At 72.5% G+C, this 22,163-nt stretch carries 19 protein-coding genes; 10 read left to right on the top strand and 9 right to left on the bottom strand.

Features of this window, described 5'->3' with window-relative positions; genetic code table 11:
* The first annotated feature begins 88 nt into the window (after window positions 1-88).
* Window positions 89-1,855 (top strand): ribonuclease Y, encoded by a 1,767-nt coding sequence (rny, locus tag V6U79_RS03050; protein WP_334527633.1) that lies wholly within the window; start codon window positions 89-91, stop codon window positions 1,853-1,855.
* A gap of 98 nt (window positions 1,856-1,953) precedes the next feature.
* On the opposite strand, the gene V6U79_RS03055 is transcribed toward rny, so the two are convergent.
* Genes V6U79_RS03055 through V6U79_RS03070 form a run of 4 tightly spaced genes read right to left on the bottom strand, consistent with a single transcriptional unit; the run spans window position 1,954 to window position 5,365 of the window.
* A complete protein-coding gene (locus V6U79_RS03055) occupies window positions 1,954-2,928 on the bottom strand; it encodes an amino acid ABC transporter permease (protein ID WP_334527631.1) in 975 nt (324 codons plus the stop codon).
* The gene (locus tag V6U79_RS03060; RefSeq protein ID WP_334454055.1) at window positions 2,925-3,632 is read right to left on the bottom strand and encodes an amino acid ABC transporter permease; all 708 of its coding nucleotides are present in this window, start codon (window positions 3,630-3,632) and stop codon (window positions 2,925-2,927) included. Before V6U79_RS03060 ends, V6U79_RS03055 begins: the two co-directional genes overlap by 4 nt.
* Window positions 3,633-3,673: 41 nt before the next feature.
* Window positions 3,674-4,549, bottom strand: coding sequence for a glutamate ABC transporter substrate-binding protein (locus tag V6U79_RS03065; protein WP_334527628.1), 876 nt, complete (start codon window positions 4,547-4,549; stop codon window positions 3,674-3,676).
* 60 nt (window positions 4,550-4,609) lie between these two features.
* Window positions 4,610-5,365 carry an amino acid ABC transporter ATP-binding protein gene (locus V6U79_RS03070; protein ID WP_334527625.1) on the bottom strand — a complete coding sequence of 252 codons (756 nt, stop codon included), beginning with the start codon at window positions 5,363-5,365 and terminating at the stop codon, window positions 4,610-4,612.
* Between the two features lie 194 nt (window positions 5,366-5,559).
* On the opposite strand from V6U79_RS03070, the gene selD reads away from it, so the two are divergent.
* Both selD and V6U79_RS03080 read left to right on the top strand, forming a co-directional pair.
* Window positions 5,560-6,549, top strand: a complete 990-nt coding sequence (gene selD, locus V6U79_RS03075; RefSeq protein ID WP_334527622.1) for a selenide, water dikinase SelD — start codon at window positions 5,560-5,562, stop codon at window positions 6,547-6,549.
* A 213-nt stretch (window positions 6,550-6,762) separates the two neighbouring features.
* Window positions 6,763-7,242: a hypothetical protein gene (locus V6U79_RS03080; protein ID WP_334527619.1), complete on the top strand. Its 480-nt coding sequence runs from the start codon at window positions 6,763-6,765 to the stop codon at window positions 7,240-7,242.
* A 60-nt stretch (window positions 7,243-7,302) separates the two neighbouring features.
* Here V6U79_RS03080 and V6U79_RS03085 read toward each other — a convergent pair whose 3' ends face one another.
* Window positions 7,303-7,530 (bottom strand): DUF2277 family protein, encoded by a 228-nt coding sequence (locus V6U79_RS03085; RefSeq protein ID WP_334527616.1) that lies wholly within the window; start codon window positions 7,528-7,530, stop codon window positions 7,303-7,305.
* Window positions 7,531-7,582: 52 nt separating this feature from the next.
* On the opposite strand from V6U79_RS03085, the gene miaB reads away from it, so the two are divergent.
* Window positions 7,583-9,082, top strand: coding sequence for a tRNA (N6-isopentenyl adenosine(37)-C2)-methylthiotransferase MiaB (miaB, locus tag V6U79_RS03090; protein ID WP_334527613.1), 1,500 nt, complete (start codon window positions 7,583-7,585; stop codon window positions 9,080-9,082).
* A gap of 58 nt (window positions 9,083-9,140) precedes the next feature.
* Here miaB and V6U79_RS03095 read toward each other — a convergent pair whose 3' ends face one another.
* Window positions 9,141-10,730 (bottom strand): cellulase family glycosylhydrolase, encoded by a 1,590-nt coding sequence (locus V6U79_RS03095; RefSeq protein WP_334527610.1) that lies wholly within the window; start codon window positions 10,728-10,730, stop codon window positions 9,141-9,143.
* 445 nt (window positions 10,731-11,175) lie between these two features.
* Window positions 11,176-12,384 (bottom strand): DUF349 domain-containing protein, encoded by a 1,209-nt coding sequence (locus V6U79_RS03100; RefSeq protein ID WP_334527607.1) that lies wholly within the window; start codon window positions 12,382-12,384, stop codon window positions 11,176-11,178.
* Between the two features lie 193 nt (window positions 12,385-12,577).
* Here V6U79_RS03100 and V6U79_RS03105 point away from each other — a divergent pair, with 193 nt between their 5' ends.
* Genes V6U79_RS03105 through dapF form a run of 3 tightly spaced genes read left to right on the top strand, consistent with a single transcriptional unit; the run spans window position 12,578 to window position 15,079 of the window.
* Window positions 12,578-13,315, top strand: coding sequence for a class III extradiol dioxygenase subunit B-like domain-containing protein (locus V6U79_RS03105; RefSeq protein ID WP_334527604.1), 738 nt, complete (start codon window positions 12,578-12,580; stop codon window positions 13,313-13,315).
* Window positions 13,312-14,223, top strand: a complete 912-nt coding sequence (gene miaA, locus V6U79_RS03110; protein WP_334527601.1) for a tRNA (adenosine(37)-N6)-dimethylallyltransferase MiaA — start codon at window positions 13,312-13,314, stop codon at window positions 14,221-14,223. Before V6U79_RS03105 ends, miaA begins: the two co-directional genes overlap by 4 nt.
* Before the next feature lie 7 nt (window positions 14,224-14,230).
* A complete protein-coding gene (gene dapF / locus V6U79_RS03115) occupies window positions 14,231-15,079 on the top strand; it encodes a diaminopimelate epimerase (protein ID WP_334527598.1) in 849 nt (282 codons plus the stop codon).
* Window positions 15,080-15,271: 192 nt separating this feature from the next.
* On the opposite strand, the gene V6U79_RS03120 is transcribed toward dapF, so the two are convergent.
* Window positions 15,272-16,744, bottom strand: coding sequence for an NAD-dependent malic enzyme (locus V6U79_RS03120; RefSeq protein ID WP_334527596.1), 1,473 nt, complete (start codon window positions 16,742-16,744; stop codon window positions 15,272-15,274).
* Between the two features lie 179 nt (window positions 16,745-16,923).
* Here V6U79_RS03120 and hflX point away from each other — a divergent pair, with 179 nt between their 5' ends.
* Window positions 16,924-18,375: a GTPase HflX gene (hflX, locus tag V6U79_RS03125; protein WP_334527594.1), complete on the top strand. Its 1,452-nt coding sequence runs from the start codon at window positions 16,924-16,926 to the stop codon at window positions 18,373-18,375.
* Window positions 18,376-18,424: 49 nt separating this feature from the next.
* Window positions 18,425-20,197 carry a hypothetical protein gene (locus V6U79_RS03130; protein ID WP_334527592.1) on the top strand — a complete coding sequence of 591 codons (1,773 nt, stop codon included), beginning with the start codon at window positions 18,425-18,427 and terminating at the stop codon, window positions 20,195-20,197.
* A 70-nt stretch (window positions 20,198-20,267) separates the two neighbouring features.
* Here the strand turns inward: V6U79_RS03130 and lexA are convergent, their stop codons facing one another.
* Window positions 20,268-21,053: a transcriptional repressor LexA gene (gene lexA, locus V6U79_RS03135; protein WP_334527590.1), complete on the bottom strand. Its 786-nt coding sequence runs from the start codon at window positions 21,051-21,053 to the stop codon at window positions 20,268-20,270.
* Between the two features lie 575 nt (window positions 21,054-21,628).
* Here lexA and nrdR point away from each other — a divergent pair.
* Window positions 21,629-22,114, top strand: a complete 486-nt coding sequence (gene nrdR, locus V6U79_RS03140) for a transcriptional regulator NrdR (protein WP_334527587.1) — start codon at window positions 21,629-21,631, stop codon at window positions 22,112-22,114.
* The last annotated feature ends 49 nt before the right edge of the window (window positions 22,115-22,163 follow it).

A 22,163-nucleotide genomic window follows, 5' to 3' on the forward strand; every position in this document is an offset into this window, starting at 1 on the left:
GGCGGACGCCCGCCGTCGGCGCGCGGCAGCCCGGGACGGTCGATGGTGCGGCGGCCGCTGCCGTCGCGGGCCGGGCCGGGGTACCGGCATGACCGCGTTCGACGTGGTCCTGCTCGTCGCGGTGCTCGTCCTGGCCGTGGTGGTGGTCGGGGCCGTGCTGTTCGGCGTCCGCGCGCTGCGCCGCTTCAGCGCGGCGCCCGCGCCGGAGGACCCCGCCTACATCGCCGAGAAGGACCGCCAGGAGCAGTCCCTGGCGGCGCTGCGCACCGCCGCCGACGAGGCCAACAGCACCATCGACGTGGCGAAGTCCGCCGCCGCCGCGGCGCGTACCGAGGCCGCCGCCGCCAAGGCCGAGGCGAAGTCGGCCCGGGCGGAGGCCCGCCGGGTGCTGGACGACGCCCGCGCCGAGGCGGACACCATCCTGGAGCGTGCCCACAAGCAGGCCGAGATCGATGCCGAGCAGCTGCGGAGTACCGCCCGGCGCAGCGGCGAGCGGGAGGTGGCGGTGCTCGCCGCCACCACCCGGGAGCAGGCCGCCGAGGTGGAGCGCCGGGCCGCCCGGATGGACGAGCGGGAACGGCTGCACACCGAGGAGGTCGAGCGGCTCGCCGAGCGGGAACGGCAGCTCACGGCGGCCAGCGCCGCGCTCGCCGAGCGGGAGGCGGCGATCAGCGCGCGGGAGACCGCGCTGACGGCCGCAGAGGAGCAGCGTCGGCGCGAGCTGGAACGGGTCGCCGGGCTCACCGCCGAGGCCGCCCGCAACGAGCTGGTCGAGGCGATCGAGACCCAGGCCAAGCGGGAGGCGGCGCTGCTGGTCCGGGAGATCGAGTCCGACGCCCGCAACACCGCCGAGCAGCGGGCCCGGCACATCGTGGTGGACGCCATCCAGCGGGTCGCCAGCGAGCAGACCGCGGAGAGCGTGGTGAGCGTCCTGCACCTGCCCGGCGACGAGATGAAGGGGCGGATCATCGGTCGCGAGGGCCGCAACATCCGCGCCTTCGAGTCCGTCACCGGGGTCAACCTGATCATCGACGACACCCCCGAGGCGGTGCTGCTCTCCTGCTTCGACCCGGTACGCCGCGAGGTCGGCCGGCTCACCCTGGAGAAGCTGGTCCTCGACGGCCGCATCCACCCGCACCGGATCGAGGAGGTCTACGAGGTGGCCCGCGAGGAGGTGGCGGAGCTCTGCCACCGGGCCGCCGAGGACGCCCTGGTCGAGGTCGGCATCACCGAGATCCACCCGGAACTGGTCACCCTGCTCGGCCGGCTGCGCTACCGGACGTCGTACGGGCAGAACGTGCTCAAGCACCTGGTGGAGACCGCGCACATCGCCGGGATCATGGCCGCCGAGCTGCGGCTGGACGTGCCGACCATCAAGCGTTCGGCGTTCCTGCACGACATCGGCAAGGCGCTCACCCACGAGGTGGAGGGCAGCCACGCCATCATCGGCGCCGACCTGGCCCGCAAGTACGGCGAGAGCGAGGACGTCGTCCACGCCATCGAGGCGCACCACAACGAGGTGCCGCCGCAGACCATCGAGGCCGTGCTCACCCAGGCGTCCGACGCCTGCTCCGGCGGCCGGCCGGGCGCCCGTCGGGAGAGCCTGGAGGCGTACGTCAAGCGGCTGGAGCGGATCGAGGAGATCGCGGCCGGCAAGCTCGGCGTGGAGAAGGTCTTCGCCATGCAGGCGGGCCGGGAGGTCCGGGTGATGGTCAAGCCCGACGACGTCGACGACATCGGCGCGGCGGTCCTGGCCCGGGACGTGGCCAAGCAGATCGAGGAGGAGCTGACCTACCCGGGTCAGATCCGGGTGACCGTGGTCCGCGAGTCCCGGGTCACCGAGATCGCCCGCTGAGTCCCCGACGTCGGGGCGCGGTGGTGGCGGACCACCGGACACACGACGAGGGCCGGCCCGGAATCCCGGGCCGGCCCTCGTGTCGTGTCAGGTGCGGATCAGGCGCCGCCCCCGCCGCCGCCCTCGGTCTGCGACATGAGCGCCGCGGGCGGTGGGTTCTGGGCCGGGGTGTTGGCGGTCTTGCGACCCTGGGAGAGCCGGCGCTGGAGGTACTGGGCCAGCTTCGACAGCGAGTAGTTCACCACGATGAAGAGCACCGCGATCACGACGTACACCTGGATCGGGTTGCCCAGCACGCCGATGATCTGCTTGCCGATGTTGAGGGTCTCCTCGTAGCTGATGATGAAGCCCAGCGAGGTGTCCTTGAGGACCACCACGAGCTGGCTGATCAGCGCCGGCAGCATGATCCGGAAGGACTGCGGCAGCAGGATCATCCGGGTGGTCTGGAGCGGGGAGAGCCCGATCGCGGCGGCGGCCTCCCGCTGGCCGCCCGGCAGCCCCTCCATGCCGGAGCGCAGGATCTCGGCGATGACCACGGAGTTGTAGATGGTCAGGCCGATCACCAGGTACCAGAGGGTGTCCATGGAGATGCCGAACTCGGGGAAGCCGCGGGCCACGAAGAAGATGGTGATGACGACCGGCAGGCCGCGGAACACCTCGACGCAGACCCGGGTGACCGCCGAGAGCAGCAGGCTCACCCCGCGCAGCAGGTACGCCAGCGGCGTGGCCAGCCCGGTGAAGCGTCGCTGGGTGAGGCTCTTGAGCTGGATGCGCAGCACGGCGAGCAGGGTGCCGACGACCAGCGAGGCGACGATGGCCAGCGCCGCAGCGGTCAGGGTGTTCTTGAAGCCGATCCCGATCCGCTCCCAGACCAGGGCGAAGTTCTCGTTGGCGGGGTCGACCAGCGGCCCCCACAGCTCCATCGAGAACTGGCCCTTGTCGGCCAGCGGCCGGTAGATCAGGAAGTACGCCCCGACGAGCAGGACCACCGCGGCGACCAGGCTGCTGATCAGGGTGATCCGCCGCTGGCGGGGACCGGGGACGTCGTAGAGGACGCTGGTCTGCTGACTCATCGGGCCACCGCCTGTCGCTTCTCGATCCGGTCCAGCAGGGCACCGAGCGGCACGGTCATGATCAGGTAGCCGATCGAGATGCCGATGGCGACCGGGATGAAGGCGTAGCCCTCGGCTCCGGTGAGCTGGTCGGCCGTGGCCGACAGGTCGCCGACGACCCCGAAGAAGCCGGCCAGCGCCGAGTTCTTGATCATCGCGATGATCACCGAACCGAGCGGAACGATCGAGGCCTTCCAGGACTGCGGCAGCACCACGTACCGCAGGTTCTGGCCGAAGGTGAGGCCCAGCGAGCGGGCGGCCTCGGCCTGGCCGGCGGGCACGGCGTTCACCCCGGAGCGCAGCGCCTCACAGACGAACGCCGCGGTGTAGAGCACCAGGGCGATCAGCGCGAAGCGGAAGTACGGCAGGTCGGTGTCGAGCCGGCTGAAGACCGCGTCGAGACCGGGGATGCGCAGGAAGTCGGCGTTGGAGCCGAGCGCCGGCAGGCCGAACGCGGCGAAGAACATTACCACGGTCAACGGCATGTTCCGGAAGACGTTCACGTAGCCGGTGCCGACGGCGCGCAGCGGCGGCACCGGCGAGATCCGGAGCACCGCCACGACGGCGCCCAGGAGCAGGGCGCCGATCGCGGCGAGCACGCAGATCTGGAGGGTGAGCCAGAAACCACCCGCAAAGACGTCGAACTTGTCGATGAGCACGTTCACGGGTCGGTGTTCCTCCCCACCCTCCAGATCGAAGGATCAGATCAGTAGCGGTTGATGGTCGGCGGGGTGCCCAGCTCCGCGCCGAACTTGCCGGCGGTGTCGTCCCAGGCCTTCTTCCAGCGGCCGTCGGCGATCGCCTTCTCCAGCGTGTCGTTGATGAAGGTGCGGAACGCGGTGTCCTCCTTCTTCACCCCGATGCCGTACGGCTCCTTGGTGAAGTTGTCGCCGGCCAGCTTGAACGACGCCTCGTCCTTGGCGATGTAGCCGAGCAGGATCACGTTGTCCGTGGTGACGGCGTCGACCTGACCGCCCTTGAGGGCGTCGCGGCACTTGTCGTAGGTGTCGAAGAGCACCAGCTGGGTGGCGACGTCCTTGACGTACTGCTTGATGGTCTCGGCCGGGGTGGAGCCGGTCACCGAGCAGACCTTCTTGGTGCCGTCCTTGAAGGAGTCCGGCCCGGTGATGGCGGTCTCGCTCTTCTTGACCAGGATGTTCTGGCCGGCCTCGTAGTACGGCCCGGCGAAGGCGATCCGCTCCTTGCGCTTGTCGTTGATCGTGTACGTCGCGGCGACCAGGTCGACGCTGCCATCGACGATCTTGTCCTCACGGACCTTCGAGGGGGTCTCGACCCACTCGATCTTGTCCTCGGAGATGCCGAGCTCCTTGGCGAGGATCTTCGCGACCTCGACGTCGAAGCCCTCCGGCTTGCCCGACAGGCCCTTCTGACCGAAGCCCGGCTGGTCGAACTTGGTGCCGATCTTGATCTTCTGGGCCTTGTTGAGCTTCTCCATGGTGGTGCCGGCGGCGAAGGACTTGCTGCCGGCGCCGGTGCCCTCGTCGGCGTCGCCGCCGCAGGCGGCCAGGCCGAACGCCAGGGTGGCGGCCGCCGCGAGCGCCGCTACGCGCTTGATACGCATACTCATCTCCTTCTTGGGGGTTGAGCCCGCCGGGGGACGGCGCGCTCCACGTACGGACGCCTAGTGCGTGAGGATCTTGGAGAGGAAGTCCTTGGCCCGCTCGCTGCGCGGGTTGGCGAAGAACTCGGTCGGGGGCGCGTCCTCGACGAGCTGCCCGTCCGCCATGAAGATGACCCGGTTGGCCGCGTGCCGGGCGAAGCCCATCTCGTGGGTGACCACGACCATGGTCATGCCCTCGCGGGCCAGCGACGTCATCACGTCCAGCACCTCGCCGACCATCTCCGGGTCCAGCGCGCTGGTCGGCTCGTCGAAGAGCATCGCCTTGGGCTGCATGGCCAGCGCCCGGGCGATCGCCGCCCGCTGCTGCTGGCCGCCGGAGAGCTGGGCCGGGTACTTGTCGGCCTGGTTGGCGATGCCCACCCGGTCGAGCAGGGCCAGGCCGCGCTCGCGTGCCGCCGCCGGCTTCTCCTTGCGGACCTTCACCGGCCCGAGCGTGACGTTCTCGAGGATCGTCTTGTGCGCGAAGAGGTTGAACGACTGGAAGACCATGCCGACCTCGCTGCGCAGCTTGGCCAGGGCCTTCCCCTCGGCGGGCAGCGGCTGCCCGTCGAAGGTGATGGTGCCGGAGTTGATCGGCTCCAGCCGGTTGATCGTCCGGCACAGCGTCGACTTGCCGGAGCCGGAGGGGCCGATCACCACGACCACTTCACCCCGGCCGACGGAGAGCGACACGTCGTCCAGCACGTGCAGGGGGCCGAACCACTTGTTGACCCCGTCCAGCACGATGAGCGGTTCGCCCGTCGTCACGTCGTCCACCGTCCCTGTCGTCTCCCGGAAGCGGGGTCGGTCGACCCCCGGTTGGGCCACTGTAGGCGGGGTGACATGGCGGAATGCAACTCAGATGGTCACGGAGCGGTAACACCGGTTCGGATCGTGGCCCGGAGTCCGGATTACGCCATCCATCGGGCCCACGAGTGGCGGAACCGCCACCTGGTGGAGATCATGTGGGGATGACCCCTCGGCTCCGGCTGACCGATTACGCCCGCGGCGGCGGCTGCGCCTGCAAGATCCCGCCGGGCGAGCTGGAGGCGATGGTGGCCGGGCTCGGCCCCGCCACCGGCACCGCCGACCTGCTGGTCGGCCTGGAGCACGGCGACGACGCCGCCGTGGTCCGACTGGACGAGCGGACGGGGCTGGTCAGCACCGCCGACTTCTTCACCCCGGTGGTCGACGACCCGTACGACTGGGGCCGGATCGCCGCCGCCAACGCCCTCTCGGACGTGTACGCCATGGGCGGCACCCCGTTGGTGGCGCTCAACCTGCTCTGCTGGCCGCGCGACGTGCTGCCGCTGGAGCTGGCCCGCGAGGTGCTGCGCGGCGGCCAGGACGTCGCCCGGGAGGCCGGCTGCCACCTCGCCGGTGGGCACAGCGTCGACGACGACGGCCCGAAGTACGGGCTCGCCGTGACCGGGGTGGTCCGCCCCGAGGAGCTGATCACGCTGGACGCCGGCCGCGCCGGGCTGCCACTGTCGCTGACCAAGCCGCTGGGCGTCGGCGTGCTCAACACCCGGCACAAGAACACGGGGGAGAGCTTCCCCGAGGCGGTCGCCGCGATGACCACCCTCAACCGGGACGCCGCCCGCGCGGCGGTCTCCGCCGGCGTCCGGTGCGGCACCGACGTGACCGGGTTCGGGTTGCTCGGGCACGCCAGCAAGCTCGCCCGGGCGAGCCGGCTCACGGTGGCGATCGACGCGGCCCGGGTGCCGTACCTGCCGGGCGCGCGGGAGGCCGTGCGGGACGGGTACGTCAGCGGCGGCACCCGGCGCAACCTGGACTGGGTGACCCCGTGGACCGACTTCGGGGCGACCGGCGAGGCGGACCGGCTGCTGCTGGCCGACGCGCAGACCTCCGGCGGGTTGCTGGTCGCCGGTGAGGTGCCCGGCGGCACCGTGATCGGCGAGCTGTTGCCGCGCGGCGAGGAGCTGGTGCGGGTCCGCTGATCGGACGACCGGCCGGCGTGGGTACCCGCCGAACGGGCACCGTACCCGATAAACTGTCATCTTCCCGCTACTCGCAGCAACGGCGCTCGAGGAAATTTTGCCCGGAATGGTCACAGACCGGTAACTTGCCCCCGGCTGAGGTCAAATGCCCCCCACCATCGTCAGTAAGGCCCGATCCGGAGGCCGGTGGGACGAACGCAGCGAGGAGGCGGCATGACCGAGCTGTGGAACTGGAGAATCGACCGGGCGGCACCCGTGGAGGTGTACCCGGCGCTGGCCGAGGCGCTCGGCCGGGTGGTGATGCCCCTCGCCGTGGCCGACCCGGCGCGGCTGCCCAGACACGCGGTGATCTGCGACGTGTGGGAGGCGCCGGGGGAGTTCGGCACCGTCGTGGACTGCTACGGCGTACCCGAATCGCTGAACGAGCAGCGCGGCATCGCCGCGCTGGCCCGGCTGCTCGACCGCAACTGCCTGATGGCCGACGACACCCTCGACGCCGGCCGGCACCTGCTGGTCGCGCCGGACGGCACGATCCGGCCGGTGCACTTCGACGTCGTCGAGACCGACGACGGCGAGGTGCTCAGCAACCAGCGGCTCTGCACCCAGGCCCACCCCGGCTGCCGGGGCTGGTCCCGGTGCCACCGCTCGCGCTGGGCCCCCGACTCGGTGGTCCCGGCGCTCGCGGCCGCCTGAGCGGCGCCGCCGCCGGCCGGCCCGACCCGCCGCGAGGGCGGGCCGGCGCACCCGCCCCGGTCAGCGCTGCGGGGCCGAGCGGCCGCCCCGGACCTCCAACCGGTCCAGCAGGGTGGCGGTGGCGGCGGCGACCGCCCGGACGGCCTCGTCGAAGGCGGCGGCGTTGTGCGCGGCGGGCGCCCGGAACCCGGAGATCTTCCGGACGTACTGCAACGCGGCCGCCTCGACGTCCGCCGGGGTCACCTCCGGCACGTACGGCTCACGCAGGGTCTTGATGCTGCGGCACACGGCTCCTCCTCGTCTCCGTCGCTCCGGTGGTCCCGGATACGCTGTGCACGTCATGACTACCGCAGCCGCGAGCAGCCCGCGCACCTACCAGGTGCGCACGTACGGCTGCCAGATGAACGTGCACGACTCCGAGCGCATCTCCGGCCTGCTGGAGCAGGCCGGCTACGTGCGCGCGCCCGAAGCCGACGGCAACCCGGACGTGGTGGTCTTCAACACCTGCGCCGTCCGGGAGAACGCCGACAACCGGCTCTACGGCAACCTGGGTCATCTGCGCCCCGTGAAGGACAAGCACCCCGGCATGCAGATCGCCGTCGGTGGCTGCCTCGCCCAGAAGGACCGCGGCGACATCGTCCGCAAGGCCCCCTGGGTCGACGTGGTCTTCGGCACGCACAACATCGGCTCGCTGCCGGTGCTGCTGGAGCGGGCCCGGCACAACGCCGCCGCCGAGGTGGAGATCCTCGAATCCCTCGACGTCTTCCCGTCCACGCTGCCGACCCGGCGCGAGTCGACGTACGCCGGCTGGGTGTCGATCTCGGTGGGCTGCAACAACACCTGCACGTTCTGCATCGTGCCCTCCCTGCGCGGCAAGGAGAAGGACCGCCGCCCCGGCGACATCCTCTCCGAGGTGCGCGCCCTGGTCGACGAGGGCGTGCTGGAGGTGACCCTGCTCGGGCAGAACGTCAACTCCTACGGCGTCGAGTTCGGCGACCGGTACGCGTTCGGCAAGCTGCTGCGCGCCTGCGGCGACATCGACGGGCTGGAGCGGGTCCGGTTCACCAGCCCGCACCCGAAGGACTTCACCGACGACGTGATCGCGGCGATGGCCGAGACACCGAACGTCTGCCACTCCCTGCACATGCCGTTGCAGTCCGGCTCCGACGACGTGCTGCGCGCGATGCGCCGGTCGTACCGGTCGGAGAAGTACCTGGGAATCATCGAGAAGGTCCGGGCGGCGATGCCGGACGCGGCGATCACCACCGACATCATCGTCGGCTTCCCCGGCGAGACCGAGGCGGACTTCCAGCGCACCCTGGACGTGGTGCGGGAGGCGCGGTTCTCCTCGGCGTTCACCTTCCAGTACTCGAAGCGCCCCGGCACGCCGGCCGCCACCATGGACGGCCAGCTGCCCAAGCAGGTCGTGCAGGAGCGCTACGAGCGTCTGATCGCCTGCGTCGAGGAGATCACCTGGGCGGAGAACAAGCGGCTCGTCGGGGAGACCGTCGAGGTGCTGGTCGCCGTCGGCGAGGGGCGCAAGGACGAGCGCACCGGCCGGATGTCGGGCCGGGCCCGCGACGGCCGGCTGGTCCACTTCGACGCCGGCTCGTACGCCGGCTCGATCCGACCGGGCGACATCGTGCACACCACCGTCACGTACGCCGCGCCGCACCACCTCAACGCCGACGGCGAGCCGCTGTCGCACCGGCGTACCCGGGCCGGTGACGCCGCCGAGGCGGGGCGCTCCCCGCGTACCCCCGGGGTGCTGCTCGGGCTGCCCACGATCGGTGCGCCGGCCGCGGCGCCCGCGCCGGCGACCGGCTGCGCCGCCCACTGACGCCACCGCCGATGGCCGGGACCTCCACGCGGAGGCCCCGGCCGTCGCCGTGTCGGCCTCAGCAGGCGGTGCCGCCCAGCTTCACCGAGCCCGGCGTGGACGCCGCGCCGTTGGCGGTGAAGCCGATCGTCACCGACGCCCCCGCCGCCAGAGACCGGGCCCAGTCAGGCGCGGCGGCGGTGACGGTCGTCCCGGACTGGGTGACCGTGGCGTTCCAGCCGCTGGCCAGGCTCACCCCCGAGGGCCAGGTCCAGGTCACCGACCACGGGTTCACGGCGGCCGTGCCGGTGTTCTTCACCGTCAGTTCGCCCTGGAAGCCGCCCTGCCAGGCGTTGACCTGTCGGTAGCCGGCGGTGCACCCGCCGGTCGGGGCCGGGGTGGTCGGTGTCGGCGACGGGCCGCCGCCACCGCCGCCCACCGGCGGGATCAGGTACGGCTGGAGGATGGCCTGCTTGGTGGTGTTGATGCTGGTCCAGTCGTCCAGCGCGATGCCGCCGGTGTCACCGGAGTTCGGGTTCCACGACCAGTAGGTGAAGGACATCCCGGTGACCCCGGTGCCGGTGTAGGCCATCAGCCTCTCCAGCCAGACCTTGTCCTTCGGGTCGGCGAGGGTGCTGCCGAACTCGCCCATCATGATCGGCGCGATGTTCTGCTTGTGCAGGTAACCCCAGTACCTGTCCCAGATCGCCGGCATGTTCGCCGGGTAGTCGGGGGCGTCGAACCAGGCCTGGCGGTAGACCGACGTGGCGTACTCGTGCGGGGAGTAGACCAGCCGGTCCGCCACGTTCAGCCGGACCGGGAACTGGCCGGCCTTCGACAGGTTGCCGCCCCACCAGCCGCAGTCCTCGTCGTTGCTGGTGTCGCCGTCCCAGACGTTCGACAGTCCCCCGCTGGGGCAGCTCACCCCCTCGACGAAGATCAGCCAGTTCGGCTGGACCCCCAGGATGGCGTTGCCGGCCCGCTCGGCGGCGAGCCGCCAGTCCCGGGCGGGGTCCCCGCAGCCCCAGCAGGCCCCGGTGGCGGCCGGGTTGGTGCCCTCGGCGTGCGGCTCGTTGTGCAGGTCCGCGCCGATCACCGTCGGGTTGCCCGCGTACCGCTGGGCGAGCATCTTCCAGTCGTTGATCCAGGTCGCCTCGGAGACGCCGGCGGTGTACCAGAGCGCCGACTGCCCGGCGGCGGTCGGCCGGTGCCGGTCCAGGATGACCCGCATCCCCTTGCCGCCGGCGTAGTCGATGACCTTGTCGAGGATCTGCAGGGGGGAGAGGCCGACCAGGTCCGGGTTGACGTGGTCGTTGATGCCGCTGGCCGTCGCGCCCGGCTTCAGCGCGTCGTTGGAGTAGGGGACGCGCAGCGTGTTGTAGCCGAGGCTGGCCATCTTGTCGAGCTGACCACGCCACGGGTTGCCCGACCACAGACCGTGGAAGGTCCTGTTGTCGGTCTCCATGCCGAACCAGTTGATGCCGGTCAGCCGCACGGTGGCGCCGGTGCTGTCGACGATCCGGTTGCCGCTGGTGTGCAGGTAGCCGGTGCCGGTGCCGCCGGGGGCGGCGACGGCCGGGGTGGTACCGACGGCGGCGGCGACGAGGACGCCGGCCGCGGCGGTGGCGAGCGCGGTGAACGCGCCGCCGAGGGCGGTGGGTCGGTGCATGCGAGCTCCACTTCGGATGCCCCGGCGCCGCACGGCGGCGCGGAGCGAAAGACCAGGGACAGGGCCGCCGTCCGCCCGTCACGCTCCTCTTCGAGTACGCGGACAGGACGTCGCGGCCGACGTCACGTGGGTCACTCGCGGGTTGTGCACCGGCGACTCCCGACGGCGGTGTCCCGCCGTCAGCGCCCTCGCACCGGTGTCCGACCTGGCTCTGCCGCCCATTCTGATCAGCTGACCTCGATGCGTCAACCAGCCACCCGCAAGATCACGCTACATCCTGGAAGTAGTGGTGTTCGGTTCACCGCGAGGCCACTACATCCAGGATGCAGCGTGATCTTGGCGCGGGGCGCGCGGCGCGCGGCGCGCGGCGCGCGGCGCGGACGGTCCGAACGTGCGGGAGCCCCCGGTCCCGCAGGGACCGGGGGCTCCCGGAGCGTGTCTCAGGTCAGCCGGCCTGCTCGGCGAGCTGGAGGAACTGCCGCTTGGAGGCGAGGGCCTGCTCGGCCTCCTTGATCCGCCGGGCGTCCCCGGCGGCCTGGGCCCGGGCCAGCCGCTCCTCGGCCTCGGCCACCTGCGTGCGCATCTGCGCGAGCAGCGGGTTGTCCTCCTTGGTGGTACGCCGCCACGCGGAGTCCATGACCTCGCGGACCTTGTCGTCCACCGCCCGCAGCCGGCGCTCCAGCCCGGCGGCGGCCTCCCGCGGCACCCGACCCGCCTCGTGCCACTGCGCCTGGATCTCCCGCAGCTTGGCCTGGGCGCCCTTCGGGTCGCCGTCGACGTCCAGCGCCTCGGCCTCGGCGAGCAGCGCCTGCTTGCGCTCCAGGTTGCCCCGCTGCTCGTTGTCCCGGGCGGAGAAGACCTCGCTGCGCCGGCTGAAGAAGGCGTCCTGCGCGGCCCGGAACTTCTCCCAGAGCTTCTGCTCGGCCTCCTTGGAGGCGCGCGGCGCGGCCTTCCACTGGTTCATGAGTTCCTTGAGCTGGTTGGCGGTGGCCGCCCAGTCGGTGGACTCGCGCAGCTTCTCGGCCTCGGCGACCAGCTCCTCCTTGACCGTCTGCGCCTGCTTGCGCTGCTGGTCCAGGGAGGCGAAGTGGGCGCCCCGGCGGCGGGTGAAGCCGTCGCGCGCCGCGGCGAACCGCTTCCACAGCTCACCGTCGGTCTTCTTGTCGACGCCGCGGATGGTCTTCCACTCGTCGAGGATCTCCTTGAGCCGGTCCCCGGCGGTCTTCCAGCCGGTCGACTCGGCGGCCAGCTTCTCGGCCTCCTCGACCAGGGCGGTCTTGCGGGCGAGGGCCTCCCCCCGGGCGGCGTCCCTGGCGGCCTTGGCCTCGCCGGCCTTCTCCTCGGCGACCACGGCGAGCTTGTCCAGCCGCGCGGCCAGCGCGTCGATGTCGCCGACGACGTGCGCCTCAGCCAGCGAGGCGCGGATCCGGCGGATCGTGGTCAGGGAGTGGCCGGCGTCGGCCGCGCCCGAGTTGAGCCGGGCCTCGGTCAGGTCCACCTCGGTCACCAGGTCGGCGAAGCGCCGGGCGAAGTGGGCCAAGCCCTCCTCCGGGGCACCCGCCTGCCAGGATCCGACCACCCGCTCGCCCTCGGCGGTCTTGACGTACACGGTGCCGTCCGCGTCAACCCGTCCGAAGGCAGTCCAGTCGCTCATGTGCCCATCCTCGTTCTCCCGGCGTCGACGGGACACCCCCGCGACGCCGCCACGGCGCAGCAAAGTTACTCCCGGCATTGTCACAGGTCCGCCCCCGTCCGCGTCGAGCGCCTGTCGCCGACCGTGACCATACGGTGTCCTAGGGCCCGAATGGCCGGATCGGCCCGGGGACGCACCGGCGAGTCCGGCTACCGTGAACCCCGTGCCTCTGGTCGCCGCCGCCGTCTGTCCCCACCCGCCGATGATCGTGCCTGAGCTGGCCGGCGCCGCCGCGCCGGAGCTGGACGACCTCCGTACCGCCGCCGACGCAGCGGTCACCCGGCTGCTGGACACCCGACCGGACTGCCTGGTCGTGCTGGGCGGCGGCGCGGCGACGAGCTGGCTCATCCCGCCGGCCACCGGTTCGTTCCGCCCCTGGGGACTGGACCTGACCGTGCCGCTGGTGCCGGGGATGGCCGGCGAGAAGGAGCGGCTGCCGCCGGCCGTCACCGTCGGGGCGTGGCTGCTGGGTCGTCAGCCGGGCGCCGCGCGAGCGGGCGTGCGGATCGTCGGCCTCCAGGCGCGGGCGGAGGCGACCCGGGCGGAGCTGGCCCGACTCGCCGACCAGGTGCACGAGTACCGGCCCCGGGTGGCGTTGCTGGTGATGGGGGACGGGTCGGCCTGCCGGGGACCGAAGTCGCCCGGCTACCACGACCCGCGCGCCGAGGCGTACGACGACGGGGTGGCCCGGGCCCTGGCCGGCGCGGACGGCGACGCCCTGCTCGGCCTGGACCCGGGGTTGTCGGCGGAGCTGAAGGTCGCCGGCCGGGCCCCCTGGCAGGTGCTGGCCGGCGCGGCCCGAGCCGCGGGCGGTGACTGGCGCGGCGAGCTGCGCCACTACTCGGCGCCGTACGGCGTCGCCTACTTCGTGGCGTCCTGGGAGCGGTCATGAGCGGCGTCGTGGTGGCCGTGGTCGGGCCGACCGCGGCGGGCAAGTCGGCGCTGAGCATCGCCCTGGCACACGCCCTCGACGGTGAGGTGGTCAACGCCGACTCGATGCAGCTCTACCGGGGCATGGACGTCGGCACCGCCAAGCTCACCCCCGCCGAGCGGGAGGGGGTGCCGCACCACCTGCTGGACATCTGGGCGGTGACCGAGCCGGCCAGCGTCGCGGAGTACCAGCGGCTGGCCCGCGCGGCGGTCGACGACATCCTGGCCCGGGGGAGGGTGCCGCTGCTGGTGGGCGGTTCGGGGCTCTACGTGCGGGCCGTGCTGGAGCAGTTCGAGTTCCCCGGCACCGACCCGGCGGTGCGGGAGCGACTGGAGCGCGAGCTGGCCGCGGTCGGCCCGGCCCCGCTGCACGCCCGGCTGGCCGAGGCCGACCCGGCGGCGGCGGCCGGCATCCTGCCCGGCAACGGCCGGCGGATCGTCCGGGCCCTCGAGGTGATCGAGCTGACCGGGGCGCCGTTCACCGCGGCGTTGCCGGAGCCGACGCCGTACTACCCGTCGGTGCAGCTCGGCGTCGACCTGGACACCGCGCTGCTGGACGAGCGGATCGCGCTGCGGGTGGACCGGATGTGGGCCGACGGGCTGGTCGCCGAGGTCCGCGAGCTGGTCGGCCACGGCCTCGCCGGGGGGCGTACGGCCAGCCGGGCGCTCGGCTACCAGCAGGTGCTGCGCTTCCTCGCCGGGGAGCTGAGCGAGACCGAGGCGCACGACGAGACGATCCGGGCCACCCGGCGCTTCGTGCGGCGGCAGCGCTCCTGGTTCCGCCGTGACCCGCGGATCCACTGGCTGGACTCGGCGTCGCCGGAGTTTGTCGACACTGCCCTGCGGGTGGTCGCCGACCATCGGGAATGATGGGGGCGTGGAGTTCACCAAGGGCCACGGCACCGGCAACGACTTCGTGATCCTGCCCGATCCGGACGGCACGCTCGACCTCACCCCGGGGCTGGTCGCCGCGATCTGCGACCGCCGCCGCGGGGTCGGCGGCGACGGCGTGCTGCGGGTGGTGCGGGCGGCGAAGCATCCCGAGGGCGTCGCCCTGGCCGGCGAGGCCGAGTGGTTCATGGACTACTGGAACTCCGACGGTTCCTTCGCCGAGATGTGCGGCAACGGCGCCCGGGTCTTCGTCCGCTACCTGCTGGAGACCGGGCTGGCCACGCCGGCCGGCGCGGCGTTGCCGGTGGCGACCCGGGCCGGGGTGGTGCGCGCCCGGGTCGAGGGGGACGCCATCGCCGTCGAGATGCGCCGCCCCCGGGTGTACGACGCGTCGACGACCACTCTCGGCGCGCTGACCCTGCCCGGCGCGGCGGTGGACGTCGGCAACCCGCATCTGGTGTGCGCGCTGCCGGCCGGGCTGGAGTTGGCCGCCCTGGACCTGACCCGGGCGCCGGACTTCGACGGCGAGCTCTTTCCCGCCGGGGTGAACGTCGAGTTCACCGCGCCGGGGGAGCCGGTGCCGGGCACCGACGGGCACGTCCTGATGCGGGTGTACGAGCGCGGCTCGGCGGAGACGCTCTCCTGCGGCACCGGCGCCTGCGCGGTCGCCGCGGTGGCCCTGCGGGACGCCGCCCGGGACACCGGAACGGTGGCGGTGGACGTCCCCGGCGGCCGGCTGACGGTCACCGTCACCGACGACTCCTGCTGGCTGGCCGGCCCGGCCGTCCTGGTGGCCACCGGCACCGTCACCCCCGGCACCCTGCTTTCTTCCTGAGCCGTCGGCCCCGCTGGCCTCGTCGGCCCCGCCAGTCCCCGCTGGCCCCGCCAATGGGCCGACGGCGTGGCCTGTCGCCGGGAGAGGTGACCGGTCCCCGGGCTGGAGCGGCCGGGAGCCGACCGCCCGTCCGGCACCTTTGCTCCGCTGCCGCGTCCGCCCCGGGTCAGCGGGAGCGCCCGCAGACGGGCGTCAGGGGGTCGCGGAGGCGTTGGCGGCGATCTCGGGGAGGTCGGACGGGCCCGAGTCGGCGGCCGGCCGCGGCGCGGTGGCCGGGTTCTGGGCGGCGGCGCGGACTGCGGCGGCGACCGCGGGCGCCACCCGGGAGTCGAAGACGCTGGGCACGATCACCGTCGGGTTGATCTTCTCCTCGCCGACCACGTCGGCGATGGCCCGGGCGGCGGCGATCGCCATCTCCTCGGTGAACTCCTCGGCGTGCGCGTCCAGCATGCCGCGGAACACGCCCGGGAAGGCGAGCACGTTGTTGATCTGGTTCGGCTGGTCCGACCGGCCGGTGGCGACCACGGCGGCGTGCTTGCGCGCCTCCCGCGGGTCGACCTCCGGGTCCGGGTTGGCCAGCGCGAAAACGATGGAGTCCTTGGCCATCGTGGCGATGTCGTCGCCGGTGAGCAGGTTCGGCGCGCTCACGCCGATGAAGACGTCCGCGCCCCGGATCGCCCCGCGCAGGTCGCCCGCGTAGTTCTCCTTGTTGGTGTTCTCCGCCAGCCACTGCCAGGCCGAGTTGAGGTCGGTCTGCCCGCGGTGCAGGGCGCCCTGCCGGTCGCACGCGATGATGTCGCCCACGCCCTGGCGCAGCAGCAGCTTCATGATCGCGGTGCCGGCCGCGCCGGCGCCGGAGACCACGACCCGGACGTCCGCGAGCTGCTTGCCGACGACGCGCAGCGCGTTGGTCAGCGCGGCCAGCACGCAGATCGCGGTGCCGTGCTGGTCGTCGTGGAAGACCGGGATGTCCAGTGCCTCCCGCAGCCGGGCCTCGATCTCGAAGCAGCGCGGCGCGGCGATGTCCTCCAGGTTGATCCCGCCGTACGCGGGCGCGATCGCCTTGACGATCGCGACGATCTCGTCGGTGTCCTGGGTGTCCAGCACCACCGGCCAGGCGTCCACCCCGCCGAAGCGCTTGAACAGCGCCGCCTTGCCCTCCATCACCGGCAGCGACGCCGCCGGGCCGAGGTTGCCCAGGCCCAGTACGGCGGAGCCGTCGCTGACCACCGCGACCGTGTTGCGCTTGATGGTCAGCCGCCGGGCGTCCGCCGGGTTCTCCGCGATCGCCATGCAGACCCGGGCCACCCCCGGGGTGTACGCGCGGGACAGCTCGTCGCGGGTGCGGAGCCCGACCTTGGAGGTGACCTCGATCTTGCCGCCCAGGTGCAGCAGGAACGTCCGGTCGGAGACCTTGCGGACGTCCACCCCGTCGAGCGCGGTCAGCGCGTCGACCACCTGGTCGGCGTGGTTGGTGTCGGCGGTGTCACAGGTCAGGTCGACGATGACGCTGGTCGGGTCGGAGTCGACCACGTCCAGTGCGGTGACGATCGCCCCGGCCTCGCCGACGGCGGTGGTGAGTCGACCGATGGAGGAGGCGTCCGCGGTCACCGCGATTCGGATCGTGATCGAGAATCCTGCGCTGGGCAGTCGGGTGTTGGCCACGGGAAGTTCCTCCGTCAACGCTGATCGGCTCGCCCCGCATTTCTACTCGCCCACCGGGGTCGGCCGGCATCCGGCCCCGATTTTTGTGCGCCTTTCCCGCGCGGGCATATTGCGGGTGCGTCGGGCGTTGGTACATGTCAGGATTGCTTTCTCAGTGGCAAAACGGACAGGAGACCAGTTTGCGAGACCAGGAGAGCTTCGTTCCCTTCGAGGACGAGGAGCTCGACGTGACCACCGGCGAGATGGAGCTGTCGGAGCGGCAGTCGCTGCGGCGCGTCCCCGGCCTCAGCACCGAACTCACCGACATCACCGAGGTCGAGTACCGGCAGCTGCGCCTGGAGCGGGTGGTTCTGGTCGGTGTCTGGACCGAGGGCACGCAGAGCGACGCGGACAACTCCCTCACCGAGCTGGCGGCGCTGGCCGAGACGGCCGGCTCGCAGGTGCTCGAGGGGCTGATCCAGCGGCGCAACCGCCCGGACCCGGCGACGTACATCGGCCGGGGCAAGGTCGACGACCTCGGCGCGATGGTGCTCGCCACCGGCGCCGACACGGTGATCTGCGACGGTGAACTCTCCCCGTCGCAGCTGCGCAACCTGGAGCAGCGCACCAAGGTCAAGGTGGTCGACCGGACCGCCCTGATCCTCGACATCTTCGCCCAGCACGCCAAGAGCAAGGAAGGTAAGGCGCAGGTCGAGCTGGCCCAGCTCGAATACCTGCTGCCGCGCCTGCGCGGTTGGGGTGAGACGTTGTCCCGGCAGACCGGTGGTTCCGGCCGCGGTGGCGGCGCCGGCGGTGGCGTGGGTCTGCGTGGTCCCGGTGAGACCAAGCTGGAGACCGACCGGCGCCGGATCCGCACCCGGATCTCCCGGCTGCGCCGCGAGATCAAGGGCATGAAGACGGTACGCCAGACCAAGCGCGCCCGACGCTCCCGCAACGCGGTGCCCGCGGTCGCCATCGCCGGCTACACCAACGCCGGCAAGTCCAGCCTGCTCAACCGGCTGACCGGCGCGGGAGTGCTGGTCGAGAACGCGCTCTTCGCCACCCTCGACCCGACCACGCGCAAGGCGACCACCTCCGACGGTCGGCTCTACACCCTCTCCGACACGGTCGGCTTCGTCCGGCACCTGCCGCACCAGATCGTCGAGGCGTTCCGCTCGACGCTGGAGGAGGTCGCCGAGTCCGACCTGGTGGTGCACGTCGTCGACGGCGCCCACCCGGATCCGGAGGAGCAGGTCCGCGCGGTCCGCGAGGTGCTCTCCGAGGTCGGCGCCGACCGGCTGCCCGAACTGCTGGTGGTCAACAAGGCCGACGCCGCCGACGAGGAGACGCTGTTGCGGCTCAAGCGGCTCTGGCCGGAGGCGGTCTTCGTCTCCGCACGCACCGGCCTCGGCATCGACGGGCTGCGCGAGGCCGTCGAGGATCGGCTGCCCCGTCCGGCGGTGGAGGTCCGTGCCGTGCTGCCGTACGACCGGGGTGACCTGGTCGCCCGGCTGCACCGGCAGGGCGAGGTGCTGAGCACCTCCCATCTGCCGGAGGGGACCCTGGTGCACGTCCGCGTCGGGGAGGAGATCGCCGCCGAGCTGGCGCCCTTCGTCACGACGGAGGAGCCCGCGGCCGCCGGCACCCGCTGAGCGCTCCCGGAGCGTCCAACGGTTCAGCGTGGCATGCGACACTGGCGCAATGCGTCGCGCTGTTTCCTCGGTCACGGTTGCCCTCGGCCTGCTCGGGGCGACCGTGGCCTCCGCCGGTGCCGCACTGGCGGCGCCGGCGCCCGCCGCACCGGTGACGCCGGGCAAGAAGAAGTGCACGATCGAGGACAAGCGACTGCGGGAGCTCTCCGGCATCGTCGCCACCAGGACCGGCTACATCGTGATCAACGACGGCTCGTTGGACGAGAGCCGTAAGCGGGTCTTCTTCCTCGACAGCAAGTGCGCCATCGCCCGGGAGCCGGTGGCCTACTCCGGCTCCGGCCCGTTGGACACCGAGGATCTGGCGGTCTCGCCGGACGGCGAAACGCTGTGGATCGGTGACATCGGCGACAACCCGGGCAAGGAGCGACGCCCCCGGGTCGCGGTGTGGACGATGCCGATCGGTGGCGGCAAGCGACCGGTGCTGCACCGGCTGTCGTACCCGGAGCAGAAGCCGCACGACGCCGAGGCGTTGCTGGTCGGCGCCGACGGGCTGCCGCTGGTGATCACCAAGGTGCCCAGCGGCAAGGCGGAGATCTACACGCCGGAGCGGAAGCTCAAGAGCAGCGGCGACCCCGAGGCGGTGCCGATGAAGAAGGTCGGCGAGATCAAGCTGCCCGAGACGACGACCGACAACCCGCTGAACATCTTCGGTCGGGTGGCGATCACCGGCGCGGCCCGGTCGCCGGACGGCTCGAAGGTGGTGCTGCGCACCTACGCCGACGCCTTCGAGTACACCGTGACCGGCGACGACGTCGTCGGGGCGCTCACCACCGGCAAGCCCCGGGTCACCGCGCTGGCCGACCCGTTCGGTGAGGGGATCTCCTACAGCCCGGACGGGAAGACCTACCTCACGGTCTCCGACGGCGCGGACTTCGCCCCCGACGACCCGGTCGAGATCCTGGCGTACACCCCCTCGAAGACCGGCACGGAGGCGCTCGCCACCGACCCCGAAGCCAAGAAGCCGGCGGCCGAGGGGTCCTGGCTGGACGGCATGAGCCTGGATCAGATCACCTACCTGATCGGCGCGGTCGGCGTGGTCGGCGCGCTGCTGGTCGGTGCCGGCATCTTCGGGATCGTGCGGTCCCGTCGCAGGCCGCCGACGGTCGGCGAGGACGACGGCCGGGACCGGCCCGACGGGCCGGACCGCGACGCTCCGTTCACCTCGGGTGCCCTGCCCGGGGACGGCTTCGGGCCGGCCGGCGACGGCCCGCCCGGCGGCGACCGGTCGCGGGGCGGGGTCTACGGCGGCGCGCCCGCCGGAAGTGGCGTCTACGGCGGTCCGGCTCCGGCCGGTGGCGCGCCGGCCCGCCCGGCGGGCGGGGCGGTCTACGGCGGCGGGCGTCCGGCGGGACCACCGCCCGCGGGCGGTGGCCGTCCGGAGGGCGGGCGGGGTTCCGGCCGCCCGGCCGGCGGCGGCGTCTACGGCGGTGGCGGCCGCCCGGCGGGTGGCGGTGGCAGCGGCCGTCCGGCGGGTGGCGGCGGCAGCGGCCGTCCGGCGGGCGGTGGCGTCTACGGAGGCGGTCCGGCCGGTGGTGGCGCCCCCCGCGGCGCCGGCCCGCGTGGCGAGGGTGGTCCTGACGGCGGTGGCCCCCGTCGTGGCGGCCCCCGCGGCACCGGCGTCTACGGCGGCGGGGGGCAGGCCGAGCCACCGCGCCGCGAGCCGCATCCCCGCCCCGGCCCCCGGCGGGACGGCGATCCCGACGACCGCCGCGGCGGCCGGTACGGCTACGGGCAGCCGCCGGCCCGGGGCGACCGTTACTGAGACCTGACATGACGCGACGGGTGGCCATCCCAGGGGTGGCCACCCGTCGGTCGTCTAGTGCGGCGGTGGGTCAGATGCGGCGCAGCACCGCCACGACCCGGCCCATGATGGTCGCGTCGTCGCCGGGAATCGGGTCGAAGGCGGGGTTCTGCGGCATCAGCCAGACGTGCCCGTCGCGCCGCCGGTAGGTCTTGACGGTCGCCTCGCCGTCGAGCATGGCCGCGACGATCTCCCCGGAGTCGGCGGTGGGCTGCTGCCGGACCACCACCCAGTCGCCGTCGCAGATCGCCGCGTCGAGCATCGAGTCGCCCTTGACCTGGAGCATGAAGACCTCGCCCTCACCCACCAGCTCGCGGGGGAGCGGGAAGATGTCCTCCACCGCCTGCTCGGCCAGGATCGGCCCACCGGCGGCGATCCGGCCCAGCATCGGCACGTACGCCGGGGTGGGGCGCTGCGAGCGGCTCAGCTCGTCGTCGACGGCGTCGCTCGGCGCCCGCACGTCCACCGCGCGCGGCCGGTTGGGGTCGCGCCGCAGGAAGCCCTTCTTCTCCAGCTCCTTGAGCTGGTAGGCGACGCTGGACGGGGAGACCAGGCCGACCGCCTCGCCGATCTCACGGACGCTCGGCGGGTAGCCGTGCCGCTCGACCCAGGTGCGGATGAACTCCAGGATCCGGCGCTGCCGGGCGGTGAGGTCGACCGTGGCCGGGTCGGGGAAGCTGCTGACCACCGGGGTGACCGCGCGCACGGCCGGTTGCCCGGTGCGGCTGCGGGCGGCGCGGGGGCGCCGTGTGGCCGGCGGACCCGCCTCGGCGATCTGCTGCGGGTTCTTCGGCCGGCTGGCCCGGTCCTCGGTCACGTCCGTCCTCCCTGGTCGGCGCTGGGTGCCTCGGCGGCTCGTGGTGCGTGCGGGGGTGTCGCTGGCCCGGGTCCGACGTCGTGCGACGCGCCCGGTCGTTCATGACCGTATAGGTGAGATCGGTCATTTTCAAACATCTGTACGACCTGCTGTCGGCGTGTCGGGCGAAAATCCTGGAAACTCGAACGCGCGTTCTGATAAATGGTACGTCGTCGTCGAACTCCTGTTCGACCGGTACGTCGTTTCGCGATGGCCGTCCGTTTCCCGCCTGCCGGCCGGACGGGCGGTAACCTCCCGCGGGCCCCGCCGGTTGGGGTTGTCGGCGCCGGGAGTTCGGGAGGTTTGCGGCGTGACGCGCCGGACACGCCGCCAACTTGACCACGTCCGGCCGGCGGCCTACGGTCGACCCCTAGATGTAGTAGTCACACGGGCGTAAGTCGCCTACAGGTTGGGTTCGACTACCGACCGCACTCCCGTACCGTCGACGACGGCGACGGCCACCGATGGTGGCCCCGCCGGGTCGCCGCGTGCCCGGAGCCGGTCGGCGCGCCCACGGTCGATCGAGGAGGTCAGCGATGCGGTGTCCGTACTGCCGGCATGCCGACTCCCGGGTGGTCGACTCTCGGGAGGCCGACGACGGGCAGTTGATCCGTCGCCGTCGCTCCTGCCCGGAGTGCGGCAAGCGGTTCACCACGGTGGAGGAGGCCGTCCTCGCGGTGGTCAAGCGCAGCGGGGTGACCGAGCCGTTCAGCCGTACGAAGATCATCGGCGGGGTGCGCAAGGCGTGCCAGGGCCGGCCGGTCGACGAGGACTCGATCGCGCTGCTCGCGCAGAAGGTCGAGGAGACCGTCCGGGCCAAGGGGGCCGCCGAGATCCCGAGCCACGACGTGGGGCTGGCGATCCTGGGCCCGCTGCGGGACCTGGACGAGGTGGCCTACCTCCGCTTCGCCAGCGTCTACCGGTCCTTCGACTCGCTCGCCGACTTCGAGCGGGAGATCGAGACGTTGCGGGAGGCCGCGCGCGCCCGCGAAGAGGCCGGCGCCGCCGGCCGTACCAGTTGATTTTTGCGAATTCCTGACAGTGACGACGCGCGGCGGGTGACCGCGCAGA

It is taken from the genome of Micromonospora psammae, assembly GCF_036902725.1.
Lineage (GTDB): Bacteria > Actinomycetota > Actinomycetes > Mycobacteriales > Micromonosporaceae > Micromonospora.